The following is a 17,686-nucleotide window of genomic DNA, read 5'->3' as shown; positions in this document are numbered from 1 at the left end:
GTGCCAAAATAATAATCAAGTAAATACAATGAGATACATAAAAGAATGGAAGCCCCACTTCCGCCTATGGGAAGTGCGTTTTATTGGTAGGAAGCAACTTTTTTCCCTTGCCGTACTCACCTTACTAACGGCATTAACACCACAGGTAGCATTTTCCGACGACGGCCAAAATCTCGACGCGAAATCACTCGAATCTTGGGTATTACACGCATACAAAGGTGAACTCGAAAGCATTGCGCAAAGCCAAAACTGGCCTGCCTATTCGGTTGACGCCAACATTCGTATCCCACCGTCTGTTGTGCATTTACCGAGGTGTGAATCGTCAATGGTGATAGAGGGAAGAGATCACCACTCACTGCCTATTGGGAACCTTAAGCGCGCCATATCGTGCAATGATCTTGTCTCCCCTTGGCGAATCAATGTCTCGATCAAAAGTACAGTGACCTTGCCGATAGTCTTCGTGAACGAAAGCGTCCAACGTGGTGAAACACTTAAACCGTCAGCCTTGTCGTTAAAGCAGCATACCCTGAATAAAGGCTACCCGTTCTTCACAGACCTTTCTGATCTTCAGGGATTAAGAGCACTACGCCGTTTGAAAGCCGGGAGCATGCTTAACGCGTCTCACTTGGAGTCCATTCCCCTCATCATTAAAGGTGATGAAGTGCTATTGACCGCATCCAAAGGGGATTTCCAGGCCTCGATGAAAGGCGTGGCATTAGAAGAAGGAAAGAAGGGCGACCAAATCGAGGTACGTAACCTGTCTTCGAACAAAATCGTTCGCGCCGTGGTCACCGGAAAAAACACGGTCGAAACGACTTTTTGAGCAAAGTTACGATAAAACTCATAATCAATACCAATTAGCACCACATTGAGTTTTATTGTAAATTTTTAAATGCGGTTTTTTTCTATATTGGTTCTCACACTGACGAGGAGAACCATGATGAAGATTAAATACATTGTTCCATTTATTGCTGCATTATCTTTTGGCGCGCATGCCATGTCCGTGACCAGCAATGACATTCAAGAAGGCAGCCGAATGAGCGATACGTTTGCCTTCCATGGGTTTGGATGTGACGGGGACAATATCTCCCCACAATTGAGCTGGGACAATGCACCTAAAGGGACCAAGAGTTTCGCAATCACCGCTTTCGACCCTGACGCGCCAACAGGCAGTGGATGGTGGCATTGGGTGGCGGTCGATATCCCTGCTTCACAACATAGTGTGAAACAAGGCGAGTCAGGCAAAATCCCACATGCCATTGAAATGAAAAATGACTACGGCACTCATGGTTTTGGTGGTGTTTGTCCGCCAAAAGGCGATGGCATGCACCGCTATCAATTCACCGTTTGGGCACTGCCAACTGAAAAAATGGCGTTACCTGAAAGCCCATCAAATGCCTTAGTTGGATATATGCTAAACAGCTCAGCTTTAGATAAGGCAACGCTAACGGCAACCTATGTGAATGAATGAGGAAAAACGCCAATGATGAAGGTGGTACAGGCTGGACAGTTTCGAGGACAATTCAAACAACCTCTACGAAATGTTTATATCTATGCGCCTACCATCATTTGGGTCAACCAAGGCAGTAAGCAACTGTGGTGGCATGACACCTCACGCGGCTATACGCCCAAGGATTGGCTGGTGATCCCAGCCAGTCACTACCTGACATTTGTAAATGTGCCCGAGCATGCGGATTTTTATTCACGCACGCTCACCTTCTTCACACCGCCTTCCGATGAACTGCTGGCGCGCTCTCAGAAAGAAGCACTAAGTGAAGAGCCAAGAATCGCGGTAACACCGCAACTGGCCTTTTGCTTCAACACCCTCTTTGACATGTCGAACAATGGGCTTTCGCAACACGCTCAACGCCGTTTTCTGGAAGGCTTTTATGAAGAGTTAGCCGAAATGAATCAGCTCCACTTGCTGTTCCCTGGCGGCAACCGTTCATTAAAAGAGCGGCTGGCACAATACCTAAGTGTTAACCCCGGTGACGCGCACCCGATAGAAACCGTGGCGCAACACTTTTCCATGAGCCGAGCAACACTCACTCGAAAACTGGCGGCAGAAGATGCCTCTTTTCGACACGTTTTGACTCACGTCAGAATGGCTTACGCCCTTTCTCTCATGCAAGAGCACCGAAGTCAGATCGATCTGGCACTGAGATGTGGCTACCAATCCGAGGCGCGTTTTTCGCTCAAATTCAAAGAAACATTTGGCTTAACACCACGCCAATACCTAAAAACCCTCTAACAAGATGCGCGTCAAAAACGGCGATTTTTGGACTGGGGTTGGCAATTCTGAGTTTTCTTACTCGAACGACACACCCCTCTTTGTGTACAAAGGCAATCGACCAAAAAAAATCTCTTCTGGTATTTAATGCATTTGTTGTAATGGTCGCATTCATCCAGTAAGCAACGTATTAACTGATGAATAAGGACGATGATTATGAAAATCGATAAAGTCGCCGGTGGCCATGTACCCCAAAGTTCGCTTAACCAAGCGTCAAATAAACCGCTAGAAACACCGACTCGTCCTGCAACCGTTGAGCCGCAAGTTAACGTCAATACGGCTGCCATTGAACAAGCGCAAAAAGACCTTTCTACCCTTGCCGATGTGGACATGGCAAAAGTAGAAGCTATTCGCAGCGCATTACATCGTGGTGAATTGAATCTGGATATGAAGGCCTTGTCACAAGCGGTAATGATGTTCCATACCGGAAGAGAATAAACCCAAACAAGGAACGCGCAATGGCTTCAAACGCTTCGCAACTTATACAGCTCTTTCTACAAACAATAGGTCGAGACATTCGACACTATCAGCAACTGTTGGAATTGCTTAAACATCAGCGTGTCCTTTATATGACGTTTGATGCAGAAGCGTTAACGCGAAATATTGCCGATCAACAACCCCTAATTAGCCAACTTGCTAAGTCGGCGCAAGAAAGACAGGACTGCTTAAACAAACTGGGCGTGGGATGTTCTCGTTCAGGCGTCGCTCGATTGATGAAGGCGCTTCCACCATCTCTCGGACCGCAAGCAAAAAAGCAATGGGAAACGTTACAACGTCTCGTTGAGTGTTGTCAGCAGTACAACAATGAAAATGGGCAAACAACAGCTACCTTTCACGAAATGATCGCAGGTGTGCTTCAGCCCACCAGCGATACCTATCAGGAAAGAGCTTAATCTGCTTGAAAGGCATTCAACGTTCTCATTATTTTATACGCTGCATGATGGGAGTAATTTTCATTCTGTATTGCAGCGTCTTATCTGCCAAACCTGAAAACCATATAATTGCTGCACAACGTGACATCCTTCTTCCATATCAGGCTCAAATCCAAAACCGTTTTGACACCTATTCCCCGTTAGTCAGTCATATCCTAAAAAGGTTAGAGGACTATGCCTTACCTCAACAGTTTGTGCTCATTCCGATGTTGGAGTCTTCATTTAACGCCGAGGCTATCTCACACGCCAATGCGGCTGGTTTGTGGCAATTGATTCCCGCAACCGCTACGCGCTTCGGCCTCATTGTTTCGGACACCACAGATCAACGTTTTGATGAGTTCGCAAGCACAGAGGCGGCGCTTAAATACCTCTCTTTTTTGTATCGTAAGTTTGAAGGCAATCAAACGCTCACACTCGCTGCATACAATGCAGGTGAAGGCAGGGTGCAACGTGCAATCAATCGTAGTAAGGATGCAAATTATTTGTCTTTACGTCTTCCGAGTGAAACGCGCACATACATTGCCCGTTATTATGCACTTAATAACCTGATAGATGTTTCTTCGCTTAAACACCTACACTTTCAGCCTTTTTCTCTGTTTATAGGTACCCCACAAAGGACAACCCAGCCTTTGGTTGACTTCTCATCCCTTCCTCCCCTCATCTCGCTTTAATCGTTCAAATATTCACCTCACAAATACAACCACTGTTAAAAACCACTTAAACTGTATATTAAGTCAAAAATACTTGAAGGAAGTCGGAGAAATAAACACCCAGAAAAACCCATCTACACGCTTATATACAATACGTTATAAGATTTTACCGAGATGATAAAAAGGAAATAAAACACCTCCATAAGTGAATATTTTGGCATTTTAAGTGAATTTATATTTACACATGAAAACAAGTTGGATTATAGTCACTAACAGGTCATAACGTATTCATTTAGAGAGCAATTTATGAAAAAAATCATTGCGGTACTTGGACTCTCGTTAGCAGCACTGACGGGTTGTGGCGAAGAAGAAAATGTTTTAGTTGTGGGCACTAACGCGTCATTTCCTCCTTTTGAATACATTGGCGGTGAAAGCGGTAGTGAAATCATGGGCTTTGATATCGACATCGTCAAAAAAGTCGCAGAAGACAGCGGTAAAACGCTAAAAGTGGAAGACATGGCTTTCGATTCGCTGATCGTTGCCTTGAATGCAGGCCGCATTGACATGATTGCAGCTGGCATGACCATCACACCTGAGCGCCTCGCCAATGTTGATTTTTCTGACCCTTACTATGAAGCAACTCAGGTCGTCGTTACCCGCCAAGGCGACACTTCTATCCAATCTATCGATGATTTGAAAGGTAAGAAAATCTCCGTTCAGCTAGGTACTACTGGCGACATCATGGCGAAAGAGTTCAGTGATCAGGTTGTTGCGTTTAACACGGGTTTTGAAGCAATGATGGAACTGCAAAATGGCCGTGTTGATCTGATGCTTTTCGACAAAGCACCTGCAGCTAACCTTCTGAAGAAAAACCAAGAGTTGGTACTTCAAGAATTGCCATTCAACCCAGAGTACTACGGTTTGGCGATGGCAAAAGGCAATGCAGAGCTACTCAAGCAAGTCAACACAACACTGGCATCAATGAAAGCCAACGGTGACTATGACGCGCTTCTGACGAAACACATTAAGTAAACCCCACTCTCACCGTTTTCGCGGGAACTCCCCTCTCCCGCGAAAACGGCACAAAATGAAGTAGCAGTATTGATGCAAGCAATTATAGATTCGTTATTCACGCCCATCGGCTCTGATGGCATGATCGGTATCCTACTGATCCTCAACGGCTTAAAAGTCACGCTTTTGGTGACCTTCTTTGCCATTATTCTGGGTTCGATCCTTGGTGTCTGCACCACGTTGATGAAGATGTCAGGCAAATGGTACCTGACTTGGCCTGCCAATATTTATGTCAGTGTTATCCGCGGTACGCCTGTTGTCGTTCAACTCGTCATCCTTTATTTCATCGTTTTAGCATCTCTTGATGTCGACAAAATCACTGCCGCAGTTATCGCCTTTGGCTTAAATAGCGGGGCTTACATCTCTGAAATTATTCGCGCAGGTATTCAGGCAGTAGATAAAGGCCAAATGGAAGCGGCTCGCTCTTTGGGTTTATCACATAGCCAAGCAATGCAGGATGTTATCTTCCCTCAAGCACTAAAAAACATTCTGCCTGCGCTAGGCAATGAATTTATCGTGTTGTTGAAAGAAACTGCCGTTATCGGCTTTATCGGTGGTGTAGATCTGATGCGTGCCGGTGAAATTATTCGAAGCCGTACATTTGAAGACGTTGCTCCGCTCTTTACCTGTGCAATCATCTACTTAATCCTGACGTACACCTTTACCTTCCTCTTGGGCAAATTTGAAAATAGGTTGAAGCAAAGTGATTAGAGTTACCAATCTACAAAAGAGCTTTGGGGACCACGCTGTTCTTAAGGGAATAACGGAGACCGTTAATCAAGGTGAAGTTGTCAGTGTAATCGGCCCTTCAGGCAGCGGCAAAAGCACCTTCTTACGCTGTCTGAACTTGCTCGAAGTGCCAACTGGCGGCGATGTCTTTATTGATGATGATGCCATCACAGCACCAGGTGCTGACATCAACAAGTTACGTCAGCGCGTGGGAATGGTTTTTCAAAACTTTAATTTATTTCCTCATAAAACGGTGCTTCAAAACATCACTATGGCTCCTGTAAAGCTTAAATTGATGACGCAGGCAGAAGCGGATACCAAAGCACAAGAGCTGTTGGCGCAAGTGGGGCTTTCTGACAAAGCAACTGCTTATCCCTCCAGCTTATCCGGTGGTCAAAAGCAACGTGTAGCGATTGCACGCGCACTGGCGATGCAACCTGAGCTGATGCTATTTGATGAACCAACATCTGCGCTAGACCCAGAAATGGTCGGCGATGTACTGGATGTGATGAAGTCATTGGCTAAAGCAGGCATGACCATGGTCATCGTTACCCATGAAATGGGGTTTGCCCGTGAAGTGTCTGACCGCGTCTTGTTTATTGATGGCGGTGAAATCGTCGAAAGCGGGCCGCCAGAGCAGATTTTCAGTGCTCCTACCCATCAACGAACACAATCGTTTTTGAGTAAGGTTCTACGCTAAAATTCACGTTCCAAATCGCAAACCGCCCAACTCGGGCGGTTTTATTTTCACGCTATTTTGTAATTTGCCAACGAATCCTGCAGACTCTTTTACCCCACAGAGCTTTATCTGCAAAAGGAGTTTGCCATCGTTTATAAAGCCGTTTTATGGATGTCCGTTGCACTTGCGTCTTTTTGTCTGATGGCAGTCGCAGCCAAGGAGCTTAGCAACGAGGTCGATACCTTTCAGGTTCTGTTCTTTAGAAGCTTTATTGGTCTTATTGTCATCACCAGTATCCTGCTCGCATCTCGCAACGCATCGCTTTTCACAACCCAACGAATCAAGCTTCATGGCATGCGAAATTCGGTTCATTTTCTTGGTCAAATGGCTTGGTTTATTGGTATCGGTCTCTTGCCACTGGCGGAAGTCTTCGCACTAGAATTTACGGTACCACTATGGACTGCATTGATTGCCGCATTGTTTCTGAAAGAAAGGCTTACGGTCAAAAAACTGCTTTCCATCGCCTTTGGTTTTGCTGGCGTGCTTGTTATCGTCCAACCGGGAATGAAAGCCATTGATGCGGCATCACTGATTGTACTCGCCTCAGCAATTGGCTACGCCATTGCGCACACCTGTACCAAATCCCTCTCTTCGACAGAGCATCCGCTGACTATTTTGTTTTACATGAGCCTGATTCAACTTCCCATTGGGTTCGCGCTCGCCATGCTTAATTGGAAAACGCCGGAAGGGATACAGTGGTTTTGGCTGGCAACCGTTGCACTCACCTCGCTGACCGCTCATTTTAGTATCGCCAAGGCCATGCAAAATGCGGAAGCTACTGTTGTGGTCACGATGGATTTTCTTCGCTTACCGCTCATTGCGGTGGTAGGCGTACTGTTCTATGCCGAGCCATTCGAGGTAGCTTTATTGGCAGGGGCTGCACTGATGCTATTCGGAAATTTAATCAACGTTGCGTCACCGAAAGGCAGAACTTCCCGCGTTGCAGAAAAACAGTAGCGGGACCAAACAACAAAAAAAGGAGACCTAGGGTCTCCTTTTTCGATACTAATTTTGGGCGCGAAATTTACAGCGCGTATTCACTTTCCCAAACGATACGGCGGTAACGATCTGGGTTAGTGTCACCTTCGGTGCTGAACAGCAGTACAACAGAGTCTTCATTCAAACCCATTTGATCTGCGGATGCTTTGTTGGTGTCATCTTTCAGCAGAAGGTACAACAGGCCCATGCAAATAGCACCGGATTCACCGCTGGTCACGGCTTCATCACCTTTCAGTGGGTTGCCCAGAATGCGCATACCCGTTGCTGCTACTTTGTCTTCGACAGAGGTGAACGTGTGGCTGCAATCACGCAGCACAGGCCACGTCACCGGGTTTGGTTCACCACACGCCAGACCTGCCATGATTGAGCTCAGGTCACCGGATACATTCACCATCTCGCCTTCTTGGCCCGAACGGAAAATACAGTCTGCCGCTGCAGGTTCTGCGATGATTGCTTTAAAGCTTTCCGCACCCAGTTTATCGACCAGATAGCCTAGTACGCCACCCGCCATCGCACCTACGCCCGCTTGTAGCAGCACGTGTGTAGGTTGTTCTTCTAGTTGCTCAACCGCTTCGTCCGCCATGGTCATGTAGCCTTGAGAAATCCATGTTGGGATTTTCTCGTAACCTTCCCACGCCGTATCTTGAACCAACATCCAGCCATTTTCATCAGCAGTTTGGCTTGCCAGACGCACAGTATCGTCGTAGTTCACGTCAGTAACGATACACTCTGCACCTAGGCCTCGAATTCGTTTCACACTGGCTTCCGGTGAGCCTTTTGGCATGTAAACAACGGCTTTTTGACCCATCTCTCTTGCTGCCCAAGCTACGCCTGTACCGTGATTACCCGCTGTTGCGGTCGCGAATACAAGCGGTTTTTCCAGCTTGGAAGACACAGTTTTCAGGTCAATTTCACTGATGTCCACATTCAGGTGTTCTGCCAGTTGACGACCCAGCGCATAAGAACCACCCAGCACCTTAAATGCATTCAAGCCAAAACGTTTTGACTCGTCTTTTACCAAAATGCTTTTTACGCCAAGACGTTTAGCAAGTTCTGGCAATGACACCAACGGCGTAGGCGCATAACCTTCAATTTGTTGGTGGAAAGCACGCGTTTCTTTTGCAACTTCAGCAGAGAAAATATTGCTTGTTTGACCGGTAAAATATTTATTTTCAGTGACTTTCAACATGGCGGTTACTTCTGACAAGAGAGAGGATATGCGAGCCCAACGTTAAGGCTCGCCAATAAATCTAACGTGGGTGATTAACGTTTGATAAACGCAATCGCTTCCACTTCTACCAGCGCGTCTTTTGGCAGACGAGCAGCTTGCACGCATGAACGCGCAGGTGCCATTTCTGTGCCGAATACTTCAGTATACACTTCATTAAATGCAGCAAAGTTTTCCATATCAGACAAGAAACAGGTTGTTTTCAGCACCGTGTCCATTGATGCGCCAGATTCTTCCAAAATAGCTTTTAGGTTTTCCAGAGACTGGCGAGATTGTTCTTTGATGCCACCTTCCACAAATGCCATGGTCGCAGGGTCCAAAGGCAGTTGACCAGATGTGAACACCAGTTCTTGGAAGCCCATTGCTTGTGAATATGGACCAATCGCAGCTGGCGCAGAATCTGTATGGATTTTAGTTTTAGTTGTCATGATGCTTATCTCTTACTCAATTATTTATGACTTAAACTCGCGCAAGTATTTGTAAATCGCATGGCGAGTGATACCTAACCGTTCTGAAACAATGGCTGTTGCTTCTTTCAACTCGAAAATGCCGCCTTCAAACAGCAATTTCGTTATCGCTCTGTTTTTACTTTTGGCGTTGATAGAGAGATCTTTTTCTACCTCTGACATCGCATGGTCGAGTGCTTGTGCGACCACATCGTTTGCACAAGCACTAAAATTCTCACTGACAGAAACCGCCGTGTTATTCACGTCTGGCATTAGGGTCTTGATGATGTCTGGGAACGGAAACGACAAATTCATGTTGATACAAAACATGCCGATAGGCTTACCCTCTTCGCCTTCCAAAATACAGGTCGTCGATTTGAGCAAAGCCCCTTCTTTGCTTTGAGCAAAGTAACTCTTTGGCGTGACATTTCCCGATTTTTCAAACGCACTTAGCATGCGCAGACCCAAGTCGGTAATGGGTGACCCTACTTCCCGCCCTGTGTGGTGACCATTAACAATTTTCACCACAGATTTTTCCAAACTCTCAAAAGAGTGAATGACCACTTCGCAGTGCGGCCCCACAAAATCAGCGATGGTGTCGGCTAAGCGAAAATAGGCTGCCAGTTTTTCGCGATCATTAGATGTAAATTTTGTGGTTAATTCGCTAATACTAATCATGGTCCCTGTGATTCCAATAGTTAACTTAAGTTAACCTCAAAAGATGGAGAAGTTGTCATTCTCTCAATCGAAACAATTAACTTTCGGTAACTATGTGACGCTAAATTTGCGTTTCAATCAACATAAAAAGTAAGCAAAGTTTAAATATGTTGACCAAAATCACTATTCAAAACAAAGAAAGGCACTTTGAGTAAACTTAAGTGAACCACGAGAGAATGGTCACATTATTTAACTCAATTATTCGTAAACTGCACAGCATAACGTTACCGATAGTGAACCAAACCTTCAGTTAAGTTCACTTTGTGTAACTAAAATAATGAGTGTAGAAGGATACTGAAATGATTGATTATCTAGCCCGTGGCTTTGAAGTAGCGGAATTTGAACAACGTACCGCTCGTGCTCAACAAATGATGCGTGAGATGAAACTGGATGCGATGATCCTGACTACCGAACCAAACGTTCGTTACTTCACAGGCTTCTTCACCCAGTTCTGGCACAGCCCAACTCGTCCTTGGTTCGTTGTGATCCCTGCTGAAGGTAAACCAACTGCAATCATCCCAGAGATCGGTGCAAGCGGCATGGCAGGCACATGGGTAGATAACATCATCACTTGGCCTTCTCCACGCCCAGAAGACGACGGTATCAGCTTGGTTGCTGGTTACTTGAACTCTCTACCAGCTCGATTTGGTCGTGTCGGTGCAACGCTAGGCATTGAATCTCACCTGCGCATGCCAGTGAACAACTACCTGAAGTTGACCACCATGGTGAGCAAAGAGTTTGTGGATGTTTCTCTGCAAATGCATGAAATTCGCCAAGTGAAATCAGCAGCAGAAATAGCGAAGGTAAAAGAGATCTGTCGCATCACGAATGTTGGCTTCGCAAAGGTACCTGAATACGCAAAAGCGGGCATGACTGAACGCGAGATCTGTAAGCAGTTCCGTATCGACATGCTGCTAGAAGGTGCTGATGAGTGTCCATACATCATCGCAGGCTCTGGCCCTGACGGCTACGACAGCATCATCATGGGCCCAACTGATCGCATGATTGAAGATGGCGACGTGCTGATCATTGACACCGGTGCAAAACGTGACGGTTACTTCTCTGATTTTGACCGTAACTGGGCGTTTGGCTCTGCAAGCGAGCAAACCAAAGACGCATATCGCGCGGTTTATGAAGCAACCACGGCGGGCTTTGAAGCTGCGCGTCCGGGTGCAACCACATCTGATATCTACAATGCAATGTGGAAGGTATTGGAAGCAAACGGAGCTCTCGGGAATGACGTTGGCCGCTTAGGTCATGGTCTAGGTATGGAGCTGACTGAACGCCCATCTAACACCGCAACCGACAACACGCTACTGAAACCTGGCATGGTAATGACACTTGAACCAGGCATGGTTTACGCACCAGGCAAATCAATGGTTCACGAAGAAAACATCGTGATCACTGAGAATGGTGCTGAGTGGCTAAGTGAACGCGCTGAACCAGAACTGATCATCATTAAATAACAACAAATCTAAATACTAAAAATAATAATTCGGGCCGGTTTCCCCCTATGTCGGCCCACTTTTGGATGCTGTACCCTATGAAGACTGTAGAAGAGTTTAAAACGTTTGAAATTCCTCTGACCTACCACGCTGCGCCACGCATTAATCGCACGCATATCGGACTGGTTCAACTGAGCACTGATCATTCTCTGGAAATGGATTGGGCGAAACTGATTGGCACCCAAGCTGCCGTATTCAGTAGCCGCGTGTTTTACAGCAGCGAAATGACACCAGAAGCATTGGATAACATTGCCAATGGCATCAGTGAAGCATCGGACCTGATTGCTTACGGCCTGCCAATGGATGTTATGGCATTTGGCTGTACCTCCGCATCAATCATTATCGGTGAAGACCGTGTCGCACAATTGTTGACGAAGAACCGTGGCAATATTCCAGCCACCAATCCGTGGACGGCAGCGCAAGCCGCATTTAGGCACCTAGGTGCAAAGAAGATAGCGGTTTTCTCACCTTACCCTACCGATGTGAACTTTCCCCTGTACCAACAACTGACCAATGCGGGATTTGACGTCGTTCGTCTGGGTTCTCTAGGCATTGAACGCGACACCGACATTACCACGGTTTCACGCGAATCTATGTTGGATGCTTTGGAGCAACTGCTTCCAGACTCCGGCGCGGATTTAGTATTCATGTCATGCACCAACCTACGGGTTCTCGACCACATTCAAGAAATCGAAGACCGCTTCGGTATTCCCGTCGTTTGCAGTAACTCTGCCATGTTCTGGCACGCCATGCACTTGTCAGGGAACATCGCATCATGTCCGGGGTACGGCCGTCTATTGAACCTAGACGCATCGCCATACCCAATGATCGACACCCTAAAAGATGGTGAAGGCGAAGGCGTTGAAACCGCGGCATAACGTCGCACCGTTCGGAAACAAGATTTAGCTCTACCGGTTACAGAGCACTCCCGACCTCCTCTCTAATACTGGCATTTCGGTGCTTGCGGGGGTGCTCGTCTCAAATTTATCGATTTAAAAGGAAATAGATTATGAACCGTACAGCAATAGGTTGGGCAGCAGCAATTTTCATCGGCTTACTGTGGGGTATTCCATGGATCGTCGGTACACCTATCCTTGAAGTCATGGACCCTCAAGTCCTTGTTTGGGCGCGTTATACCGTCGCATTTATCACTCTGGCAATCATTCTTAACGTCGGTATCGCTACAGGCAAAGTAGAGAAAAAAAGAGACTTCAAACTTAACTGGGAAAATCGTCACGACATTTTCTGGAGTGCCGCGTGTGGCATCATCGGCCAAGGTGCCTTTAGTTTCTTGTCATTCCTTTCTTTGGATTACATCACCGCATCTGAAAACGGTGTTATCCAAGGCTTGATCCCAATATTGATCCTGTCTGTCGGCTTCGTTCGCCACGGTGCACGCTTTAACAATCTGCAAATGCTATCTGCACTGGGCGCGTTTGTTGGTGTAGCAATTCTGGTCATGGATCCAAACTCAGAAACCAATGGATTCAATATCGGCCACCTGATTTGTTTTGGTAGTGCCGCAAGCTTCGCAACCATGGCTTATGCTCGTGCAGAACTGGCAGAGAAATACGGCTCAGTAGCGACCATGTTCCACCAGTTTGTTTTCGCCTCGATTGGCTTTGGTATGTACCTGCTATTCACCGGTGCGGATCTGTCTTCTGCGCTTGGCATCTTTAGCTCACCACTACGTATTCTATGTATCACGATTCTGGGTGTCGGTATCTCTGGCATCAGCTACTTAATCTACATTTATGCGATGGAACGTGTTGGTGTTGACGGTACCGGTATGGCTCTGAACCTGATGCCACTGTCTTCGTTCGTACTGGCGGTATTTGCTCTGGGCGAATCAGTGACACCAATGCGACTGCTGGCTATCGTTGTGGTTATCGGCTCAATGATGATGTTCATGAATTTTGGTAACGATAAAGCGAAAGAAGCACAAACCAAATTAGAAGCTCAAGAAGCATAAGTTAGTTACACGGCGCAGCCCGGAGCTGCGCCCACTTTATAAATGAGGAACACCCATGACCATTAAGCAACTCGTGACTGAATGGCGCCATCACATTCACAAGCATCCTGAATTCGGTTTCGAAGAAGTGATGACATCGGAAATGGTCGCTAACAAGCTGGAAGAGTTTGGCATCGAAGTTCACCGTAACATTGGTAAAACCGGTGTACTTGGTATTCTAAAATGTGGTGACAGTGACCGTTCAATCGGCCTGCGTGCTGACATGGATGCGCTTCATATTCACGAAAAGAACACGTTTGACCATTGCTCGGTGCACGAAGGTGTCATGCATGCCTGCGGTCACGATGGTCACACTGCCATGCTACTCGGTGCAGCACACGAGCTAGCACGTACTAAAGATTTTGACGGCACTGTGTACTTCATATTCCAACCTGGGGAAGAACACGGCGTTGGTGCAAAGGCGATGATTGCGGACGGGCTGTTCACGCGCTGGAATATTGATGAAATCTACGCCATGCATAACTTGCCTGGCATCCCAGCTGGCCATTTTGCTACCCGCCCTCATTCATTGATGGCTAGCGAGAGCAGCTTTGAGATTGAAGTGATCGCAACAGGCGGCCACGCTGCAATGCCGCATATGGGTACTGACCCAATCGTAGTTGGCGCACAAATCGTAACCGCAATGCAGACCATTGTGTCTCGTAACTTGAGTGCGATTGACGAAACGGCGGTGATCTCGGTAACCGAATTCAAAACCAACGGCACCGTTAATGTCATTCCATCTCGCGTGACCATTACGGGCGATACACGTAGCTTTACCGACCAAGCACTGCACAAGATTGAAAAAGCCATTGAGCGTATCGTGGCAGGTCAATGTATGTCTGCAGGCGTGGAATACACCTACAACTTCAACAACAGTTTCCTCTCCACTATCAATAGTGCTGCAGAAACCGAGCACGCGGTAAAAGCGGCAATCAAAGTCGCTGGTGAAGATAAAGTAAATGGAAGCTGCGCGCCGTTCACTATCAGTGAAGACTTTTCATTCATGCTGCGTGAACGCCCAGGTTGTTACATTTTGGTGGGTAATGGTGTGGGTGAATGCGGTGGCACTGCGCTGCACAACCCATTCTACGATTTCAATGACGAAATCCTGATGTCAGGCGTTCAGTTCTGGCAAACACTGGTCGAAGATCGACTTAATAAATAAGAAAAACGGAAACACCCTACGACGTTTGCGCCCACAGAGTGGGCGCTTTTTTGTCACAGTTAACGCTGACGTTCCTAACTCTCAGCCTTGTATTCTCGAAGGTACTTGTAGATGGCATGGCGGGTGATACCAAGACGCTCAGACACAATCGCCGTCGCTTCCTTGAGTTCAAAAATACCATTCTCAAACAGGAGTTTTGTAATCGCTTTGTTCTTACCTTTAGGCGTAATGGAAACATCCCCTTCCACTTCGATGATGGCCTGATTCAGTGCCTGATCTATCACATCTCCCGCGCTGGCACTGAAATTCTCACTCACTGACATCGGAGATTGAGCCATATCTGGCATTAGCGTCTTTATGATTTCAGGAAACGGGAAAGACAAATTCATGTTGATGCAGAACATCCCTATCGGACGCCCCTCTTCACTTTCCAAAATGCAGGTGGTCGATTTCAGAAGTGCCCCCTCTTTGCTTTCGGTGAAGTAGCTCTTTGGCGTCACATTCCCCGTTTTTTCAAAGGCACTAAGCATTCGAAGCCCCAAATCGGTGAGTGGTGAGCCCACTTCACGCCCCGTATGATGACCATTCACAATTTTGACGACAGACTTTTCGAAACTCTCAAAGGAGTGAATCACCACTTCGCAGTGAGGACCAATGAAATCAGCAATGGTATCGGCCAAGCGAAAATAGGCCATCAACACGTCGCGATCCTTCGCCGTAAACTTTGTAGACAATTCACTGATACTGTTCATGAGTGCCATTACTATTTTTAGTTAACTTATGTTGACTACATTGTCATGCGTCGCTGTCCGATTTTCAATCAATAAAATTTCCTGCGTTCACTTTATAAAACCGACAAACCCGTGAAAATCAATGAAAACCGTATTTCAGTTCATTTAAGTTGACCGAATTCACTATTTGGAACTTAAAACCCTCTTTTCAGTCAACTAATTTAAACCACACGTCTTGGGTCACATTATTTAACTCTTCAATCAGTAAACTGCATTTCATCTGATTAATCGAGTTAAAACGCAGCAATGCAGGCGTCATGACACGCGTTATTTGTTGCCTCCTCAGCTATTTGAATCCATTAGTAAAAAAGCTTCCCAATAATTTGATAAGGAATGACCATGCAGAATCGACAAGGCAATGCCTTTTTAGGATGGATAGCCGCAATCTCTGTTGCCGTAATTTGGGGCGTAACGGGTGTTGTATCTAAACCCCTTTCGATGGCGGTAGACCCACTAACACTTGTCTTCTTCCGTTACGTGACTGCCGTTATTGGCCTTTCCATCATTTTCTTTTTTACTTCAAAAAGTAAATCGCTCAGCGAAGACTTAGGCTCTTCCATGCGGATCGAAAAGAAGGATTACCTGAAAATTGCCCTGTGCGGGATCATTGGCCAAGGTGCTTTCTCTCTTTTCAACTTCCTCTCTCTTTCGCACATTGGGGCGACTGAGAATGGTGTCATCCAAGGCATGCAACCTTTTGCTACTGTGTTCTTCGGCATGATGTTCATGAATTTCAGAATGAACAAGATCCAATGGGGTGCGTTCATCGTGTCGGCATTGTGTATCTATGCGATGAGCGTTGGGCCAACGAACAGCATTGAAGGCGGTACACCAATGCTGGGCTATGTGTTTGTTACCTGTTCAATGTTGTCACTCGCTTGGACAGCACACCTGCGCGCAAGTCTTGCTGAGAAATATGGCTCCGTTGTGTCCATGTTGTACCAGTACATCTCAGTTGCTGTTCTAGGTATTGTGGTTGTCTTCGCGATGGATCTAGACCTTTCACAAATCAACATTATTCTTTCTAGCCCATTGCTGATCACCCTACTGATTTTCTTGGGTACCGGTATTTCAGGTGGTAGCTACCTTGTTCAGCTTTACTCTTTCAAACAAATTGGCGTTGAAAAAGCGACAATGGCACTGAACTTGATGCCGCTGGTCGGTTATGTCGTCGCGGTAATGACGCTAGGTGAAGAATTAGTGTTCAGCAAGACCGTTATCGTGTCCATCATTGTTGTCGCACTTTATGTGTTCACAAAATATGAAGGCAAAGAACCTGCCATCACCTTAGAAGCACAGAAAGCCTAATTCCTATAAAACAACAAACAAGTCTAATAACGAAAATATATCCCTACTTACCAGCGCCCATCATGGGCGCTTTTTTATCTCTGATAACGCAAACAATGTGACTAGGAAGGAAATTCAAATTCGACAGATACAAAAAAGCCCCAGCATTTCTTCCGGGACGCGCAGTCTGAGGCTTCGTTGTGTTGGCGGAGCGGACGGGCTAGCGCACCAGCGGGACTCAAGCCGCAGGCTCGTGAGAGTCCTATCCCAAAATTTAATATATACAAAAAAGCCCCGCTATTTCTAGCGAGGCTTCGTTGTGTTGGCGGAGCGGACGGGACTCGAACCCGCGACCCCCGGCGTGACAGGCCGGTATTCTAACCAACTGAACTACCGCTCCAATCTCTTATCAACAAGCAATTAGCTCATCGATGAAAAGTGGCGGAGGGATAGGGATTTGAACCCTAGATACGCTATAAACGTATGCCGGTTTTCAAGACCGGTGCTTTCAACCACTCAGCCATCCCTCCGTAGGTGCGGCGAATAATATAGATACTCGAAAACCTTGTAAATACCTATTTTTAAGCATTTTGTTCGTTTGGACAGAATGAGATCACATCGTTCAAAAATGGTCTGTTTTTTGGTTTATCTACAATCAATAGCAGGAAGACTATTTGCTCGATTCATCTTGGGTGATAATCACGAATGCGATGGAGAACGACACCTCGCTATTTAAGCGGGCGCGCACAGTGGAGGCTTCGTTGCGTTGGCGGACCGGTGGAGACACCTAGTTCGGGCTGGCGCACCAGCGGGACTCAAGCCGCAGGCTCGTGAGAGTCCTATTCCAAAATTCAATGCATACAAAAAAGCCCCAGCATTTCTGCTGAGGCTTCGTTGTGTTGGCGGAGCGGATGGGACTCAACGCGCCGGGCTTCCGGACGCGACCAAAGTGCGAAGCACTTTTTGGGGCGCGTATAAGAAAAAAGCCCGACGCTTTCGCATCGGGCTTAAATCGTTGGCGGAGCGGACGGGACTCGAACCCGCGACCCCCGGCGTGACAGGCCGGTATTCTAACCAACTGAACTACCGCTCCAATCTCTTATCAACAAGCCATTTAGCTCAT

The 17,686-nt window shown here is 46.7% G+C and carries 19 protein-coding genes and 3 tRNA genes; 15 read left to right on the top strand and 7 right to left on the bottom strand.

Translation table 11 applies throughout. The features are described 5' to 3' along the window. Positions 1 to 28: 28 nt before the first annotated feature. The 10 genes from flgA to LRP49_RS11730 all read left to right on the top strand — a co-directional run bounded on the left by flgA (position 29) and on the right by LRP49_RS11730 (position 7,368). A complete protein-coding gene (flgA, locus tag LRP49_RS11775; protein ID WP_274142386.1) occupies positions 29 to 823 on the top strand; it encodes a flagellar basal body P-ring formation chaperone FlgA in 795 nt (264 codons plus the stop codon). 117 nt (positions 824 to 940) lie between these two features. Next, positions 941 to 1,471 carry a YbhB/YbcL family Raf kinase inhibitor-like protein gene (locus LRP49_RS11770; RefSeq protein WP_274142492.1) on the top strand — a complete coding sequence of 177 codons (531 nt, stop codon included), beginning with the start codon at positions 941 to 943 and terminating at the stop codon, positions 1,469 to 1,471. Positions 1,472 to 1,483: 12 nt separating this feature from the next. Beyond that, a complete protein-coding gene (locus tag LRP49_RS11765; protein ID WP_274142385.1) occupies positions 1,484 to 2,251 on the top strand; it encodes a helix-turn-helix transcriptional regulator in 768 nt (255 codons plus the stop codon). Between the two features lie 195 nt (positions 2,252 to 2,446). Next, positions 2,447 to 2,728, top strand: a complete 282-nt coding sequence (gene flgM, locus LRP49_RS11760; RefSeq protein WP_274142384.1) for a flagellar biosynthesis anti-sigma factor FlgM — start codon at positions 2,447 to 2,449, stop codon at positions 2,726 to 2,728. Between the two features lie 20 nt (positions 2,729 to 2,748). Then, a complete protein-coding gene (locus LRP49_RS11755; protein WP_274142383.1) occupies positions 2,749 to 3,183 on the top strand; it encodes a flagellar protein FlgN in 435 nt (144 codons plus the stop codon). A 47-nt stretch (positions 3,184 to 3,230) separates the two neighbouring features. Next, entirely contained in the window at positions 3,231 to 3,893 is a 663-nt protein-coding gene (locus tag LRP49_RS11750; RefSeq protein ID WP_420791550.1) for a lytic transglycosylase domain-containing protein, read from the top strand. A gap of 285 nt (positions 3,894 to 4,178) precedes the next feature. After that, positions 4,179 to 4,904 carry a basic amino acid ABC transporter substrate-binding protein gene (locus LRP49_RS11745; RefSeq protein ID WP_274142381.1) on the top strand — a complete coding sequence of 242 codons (726 nt, stop codon included), beginning with the start codon at positions 4,179 to 4,181 and terminating at the stop codon, positions 4,902 to 4,904. 72 nt (positions 4,905 to 4,976) lie between these two features. Beyond that, positions 4,977 to 5,654, top strand: a complete 678-nt coding sequence (locus tag LRP49_RS11740) for an amino acid ABC transporter permease (protein WP_274142380.1) — start codon at positions 4,977 to 4,979, stop codon at positions 5,652 to 5,654. Beyond that, positions 5,647 to 6,372 (top strand): amino acid ABC transporter ATP-binding protein, encoded by a 726-nt coding sequence (locus tag LRP49_RS11735; protein WP_274142379.1) that lies wholly within the window; start codon positions 5,647 to 5,649, stop codon positions 6,370 to 6,372. Before LRP49_RS11740 ends, LRP49_RS11735 begins: the two co-directional genes overlap by 8 nt. A gap of 126 nt (positions 6,373 to 6,498) precedes the next feature. Further along, positions 6,499 to 7,368, top strand: coding sequence for a DMT family transporter (locus tag LRP49_RS11730; RefSeq protein WP_337992948.1), 870 nt, complete (start codon positions 6,499 to 6,501; stop codon positions 7,366 to 7,368). 67 nt (positions 7,369 to 7,435) lie between these two features. On the opposite strand, the gene LRP49_RS11725 is transcribed toward LRP49_RS11730, so the two are convergent. From LRP49_RS11725 to LRP49_RS11715, 3 genes are all read right to left on the bottom strand, one after another. Then, on the bottom strand, positions 7,436 to 8,599 hold the full coding sequence (locus tag LRP49_RS11725; protein WP_274142375.1) for a diaminopropionate ammonia-lyase: 1,164 nt from the start codon (positions 8,597 to 8,599) through the stop codon (positions 7,436 to 7,438). A gap of 74 nt (positions 8,600 to 8,673) precedes the next feature. Continuing rightward, a complete protein-coding gene (locus LRP49_RS11720) occupies positions 8,674 to 9,066 on the bottom strand; it encodes a RidA family protein (protein WP_274142374.1) in 393 nt (130 codons plus the stop codon). 24 nt (positions 9,067 to 9,090) lie between these two features. Further along, positions 9,091 to 9,762 (bottom strand): helix-turn-helix transcriptional regulator, encoded by a 672-nt coding sequence (locus LRP49_RS11715; protein WP_274142373.1) that lies wholly within the window; start codon positions 9,760 to 9,762, stop codon positions 9,091 to 9,093. Positions 9,763 to 10,100: 338 nt separating this feature from the next. On the opposite strand from LRP49_RS11715, the gene LRP49_RS11710 reads away from it, so the two are divergent. The 4 genes from LRP49_RS11710 (at position 10,101) to LRP49_RS11695 (ending at position 14,485) form a co-directional block, all read left to right on the top strand. Continuing rightward, complete coding sequence (locus LRP49_RS11710) at positions 10,101 to 11,267, top strand: M24 family metallopeptidase (RefSeq protein ID WP_274142371.1); 1,167 nt, start codon at positions 10,101 to 10,103, stop codon at positions 11,265 to 11,267. Positions 11,268 to 11,344: 77 nt separating this feature from the next. Beyond that, positions 11,345 to 12,184, top strand: a complete 840-nt coding sequence (locus LRP49_RS11705) for a maleate cis-trans isomerase family protein (RefSeq protein ID WP_274142370.1) — start codon at positions 11,345 to 11,347, stop codon at positions 12,182 to 12,184. Positions 12,185 to 12,315: 131 nt separating this feature from the next. Further along, positions 12,316 to 13,278 (top strand): DMT family transporter, encoded by a 963-nt coding sequence (locus tag LRP49_RS11700; RefSeq protein WP_274142368.1) that lies wholly within the window; start codon positions 12,316 to 12,318, stop codon positions 13,276 to 13,278. 55 nt (positions 13,279 to 13,333) lie between these two features. Beyond that, positions 13,334 to 14,485 carry a M20 aminoacylase family protein gene (locus tag LRP49_RS11695; protein WP_274142367.1) on the top strand — a complete coding sequence of 384 codons (1,152 nt, stop codon included), beginning with the start codon at positions 13,334 to 13,336 and terminating at the stop codon, positions 14,483 to 14,485. A 74-nt stretch (positions 14,486 to 14,559) separates the two neighbouring features. Here LRP49_RS11695 and LRP49_RS11690 read toward each other — a convergent pair whose 3' ends face one another. After that, entirely contained in the window at positions 14,560 to 15,237 is a 678-nt protein-coding gene (locus LRP49_RS11690; protein WP_274142365.1) for a helix-turn-helix transcriptional regulator, read from the bottom strand. Positions 15,238 to 15,615: 378 nt separating this feature from the next. On the opposite strand from LRP49_RS11690, the gene LRP49_RS11685 reads away from it, so the two are divergent. Beyond that, positions 15,616 to 16,584 (top strand): DMT family transporter, encoded by a 969-nt coding sequence (locus LRP49_RS11685; protein ID WP_274142363.1) that lies wholly within the window; start codon positions 15,616 to 15,618, stop codon positions 16,582 to 16,584. A 302-nt stretch (positions 16,585 to 16,886) separates the two neighbouring features. Here LRP49_RS11685 and LRP49_RS11680 read toward each other — a convergent pair. From LRP49_RS11680 to LRP49_RS11670, 3 genes are all read right to left on the bottom strand, one after another. Then, a tRNA-Asp gene (locus LRP49_RS11680) sits at positions 16,887 to 16,963 on the bottom strand. 39 nt (positions 16,964 to 17,002) lie between these two features. Further along, positions 17,003 to 17,093, bottom strand: a tRNA-Ser gene (locus LRP49_RS11675). A gap of 486 nt (positions 17,094 to 17,579) precedes the next feature. Then, a tRNA-Asp gene (locus LRP49_RS11670) sits at positions 17,580 to 17,656 on the bottom strand. Between the last annotated feature and the right edge of the window lie 30 nt (positions 17,657 to 17,686).

Origin of the sequence: Enterovibrio qingdaonensis, from assembly GCF_028683135.1 — a bacterium.
GTDB lineage: Bacteria > Pseudomonadota > Gammaproteobacteria > Enterobacterales > Vibrionaceae > Enterovibrio > Enterovibrio qingdaonensis.
This window is presented reverse-complemented; position numbering and strand designations above follow the sequence as displayed.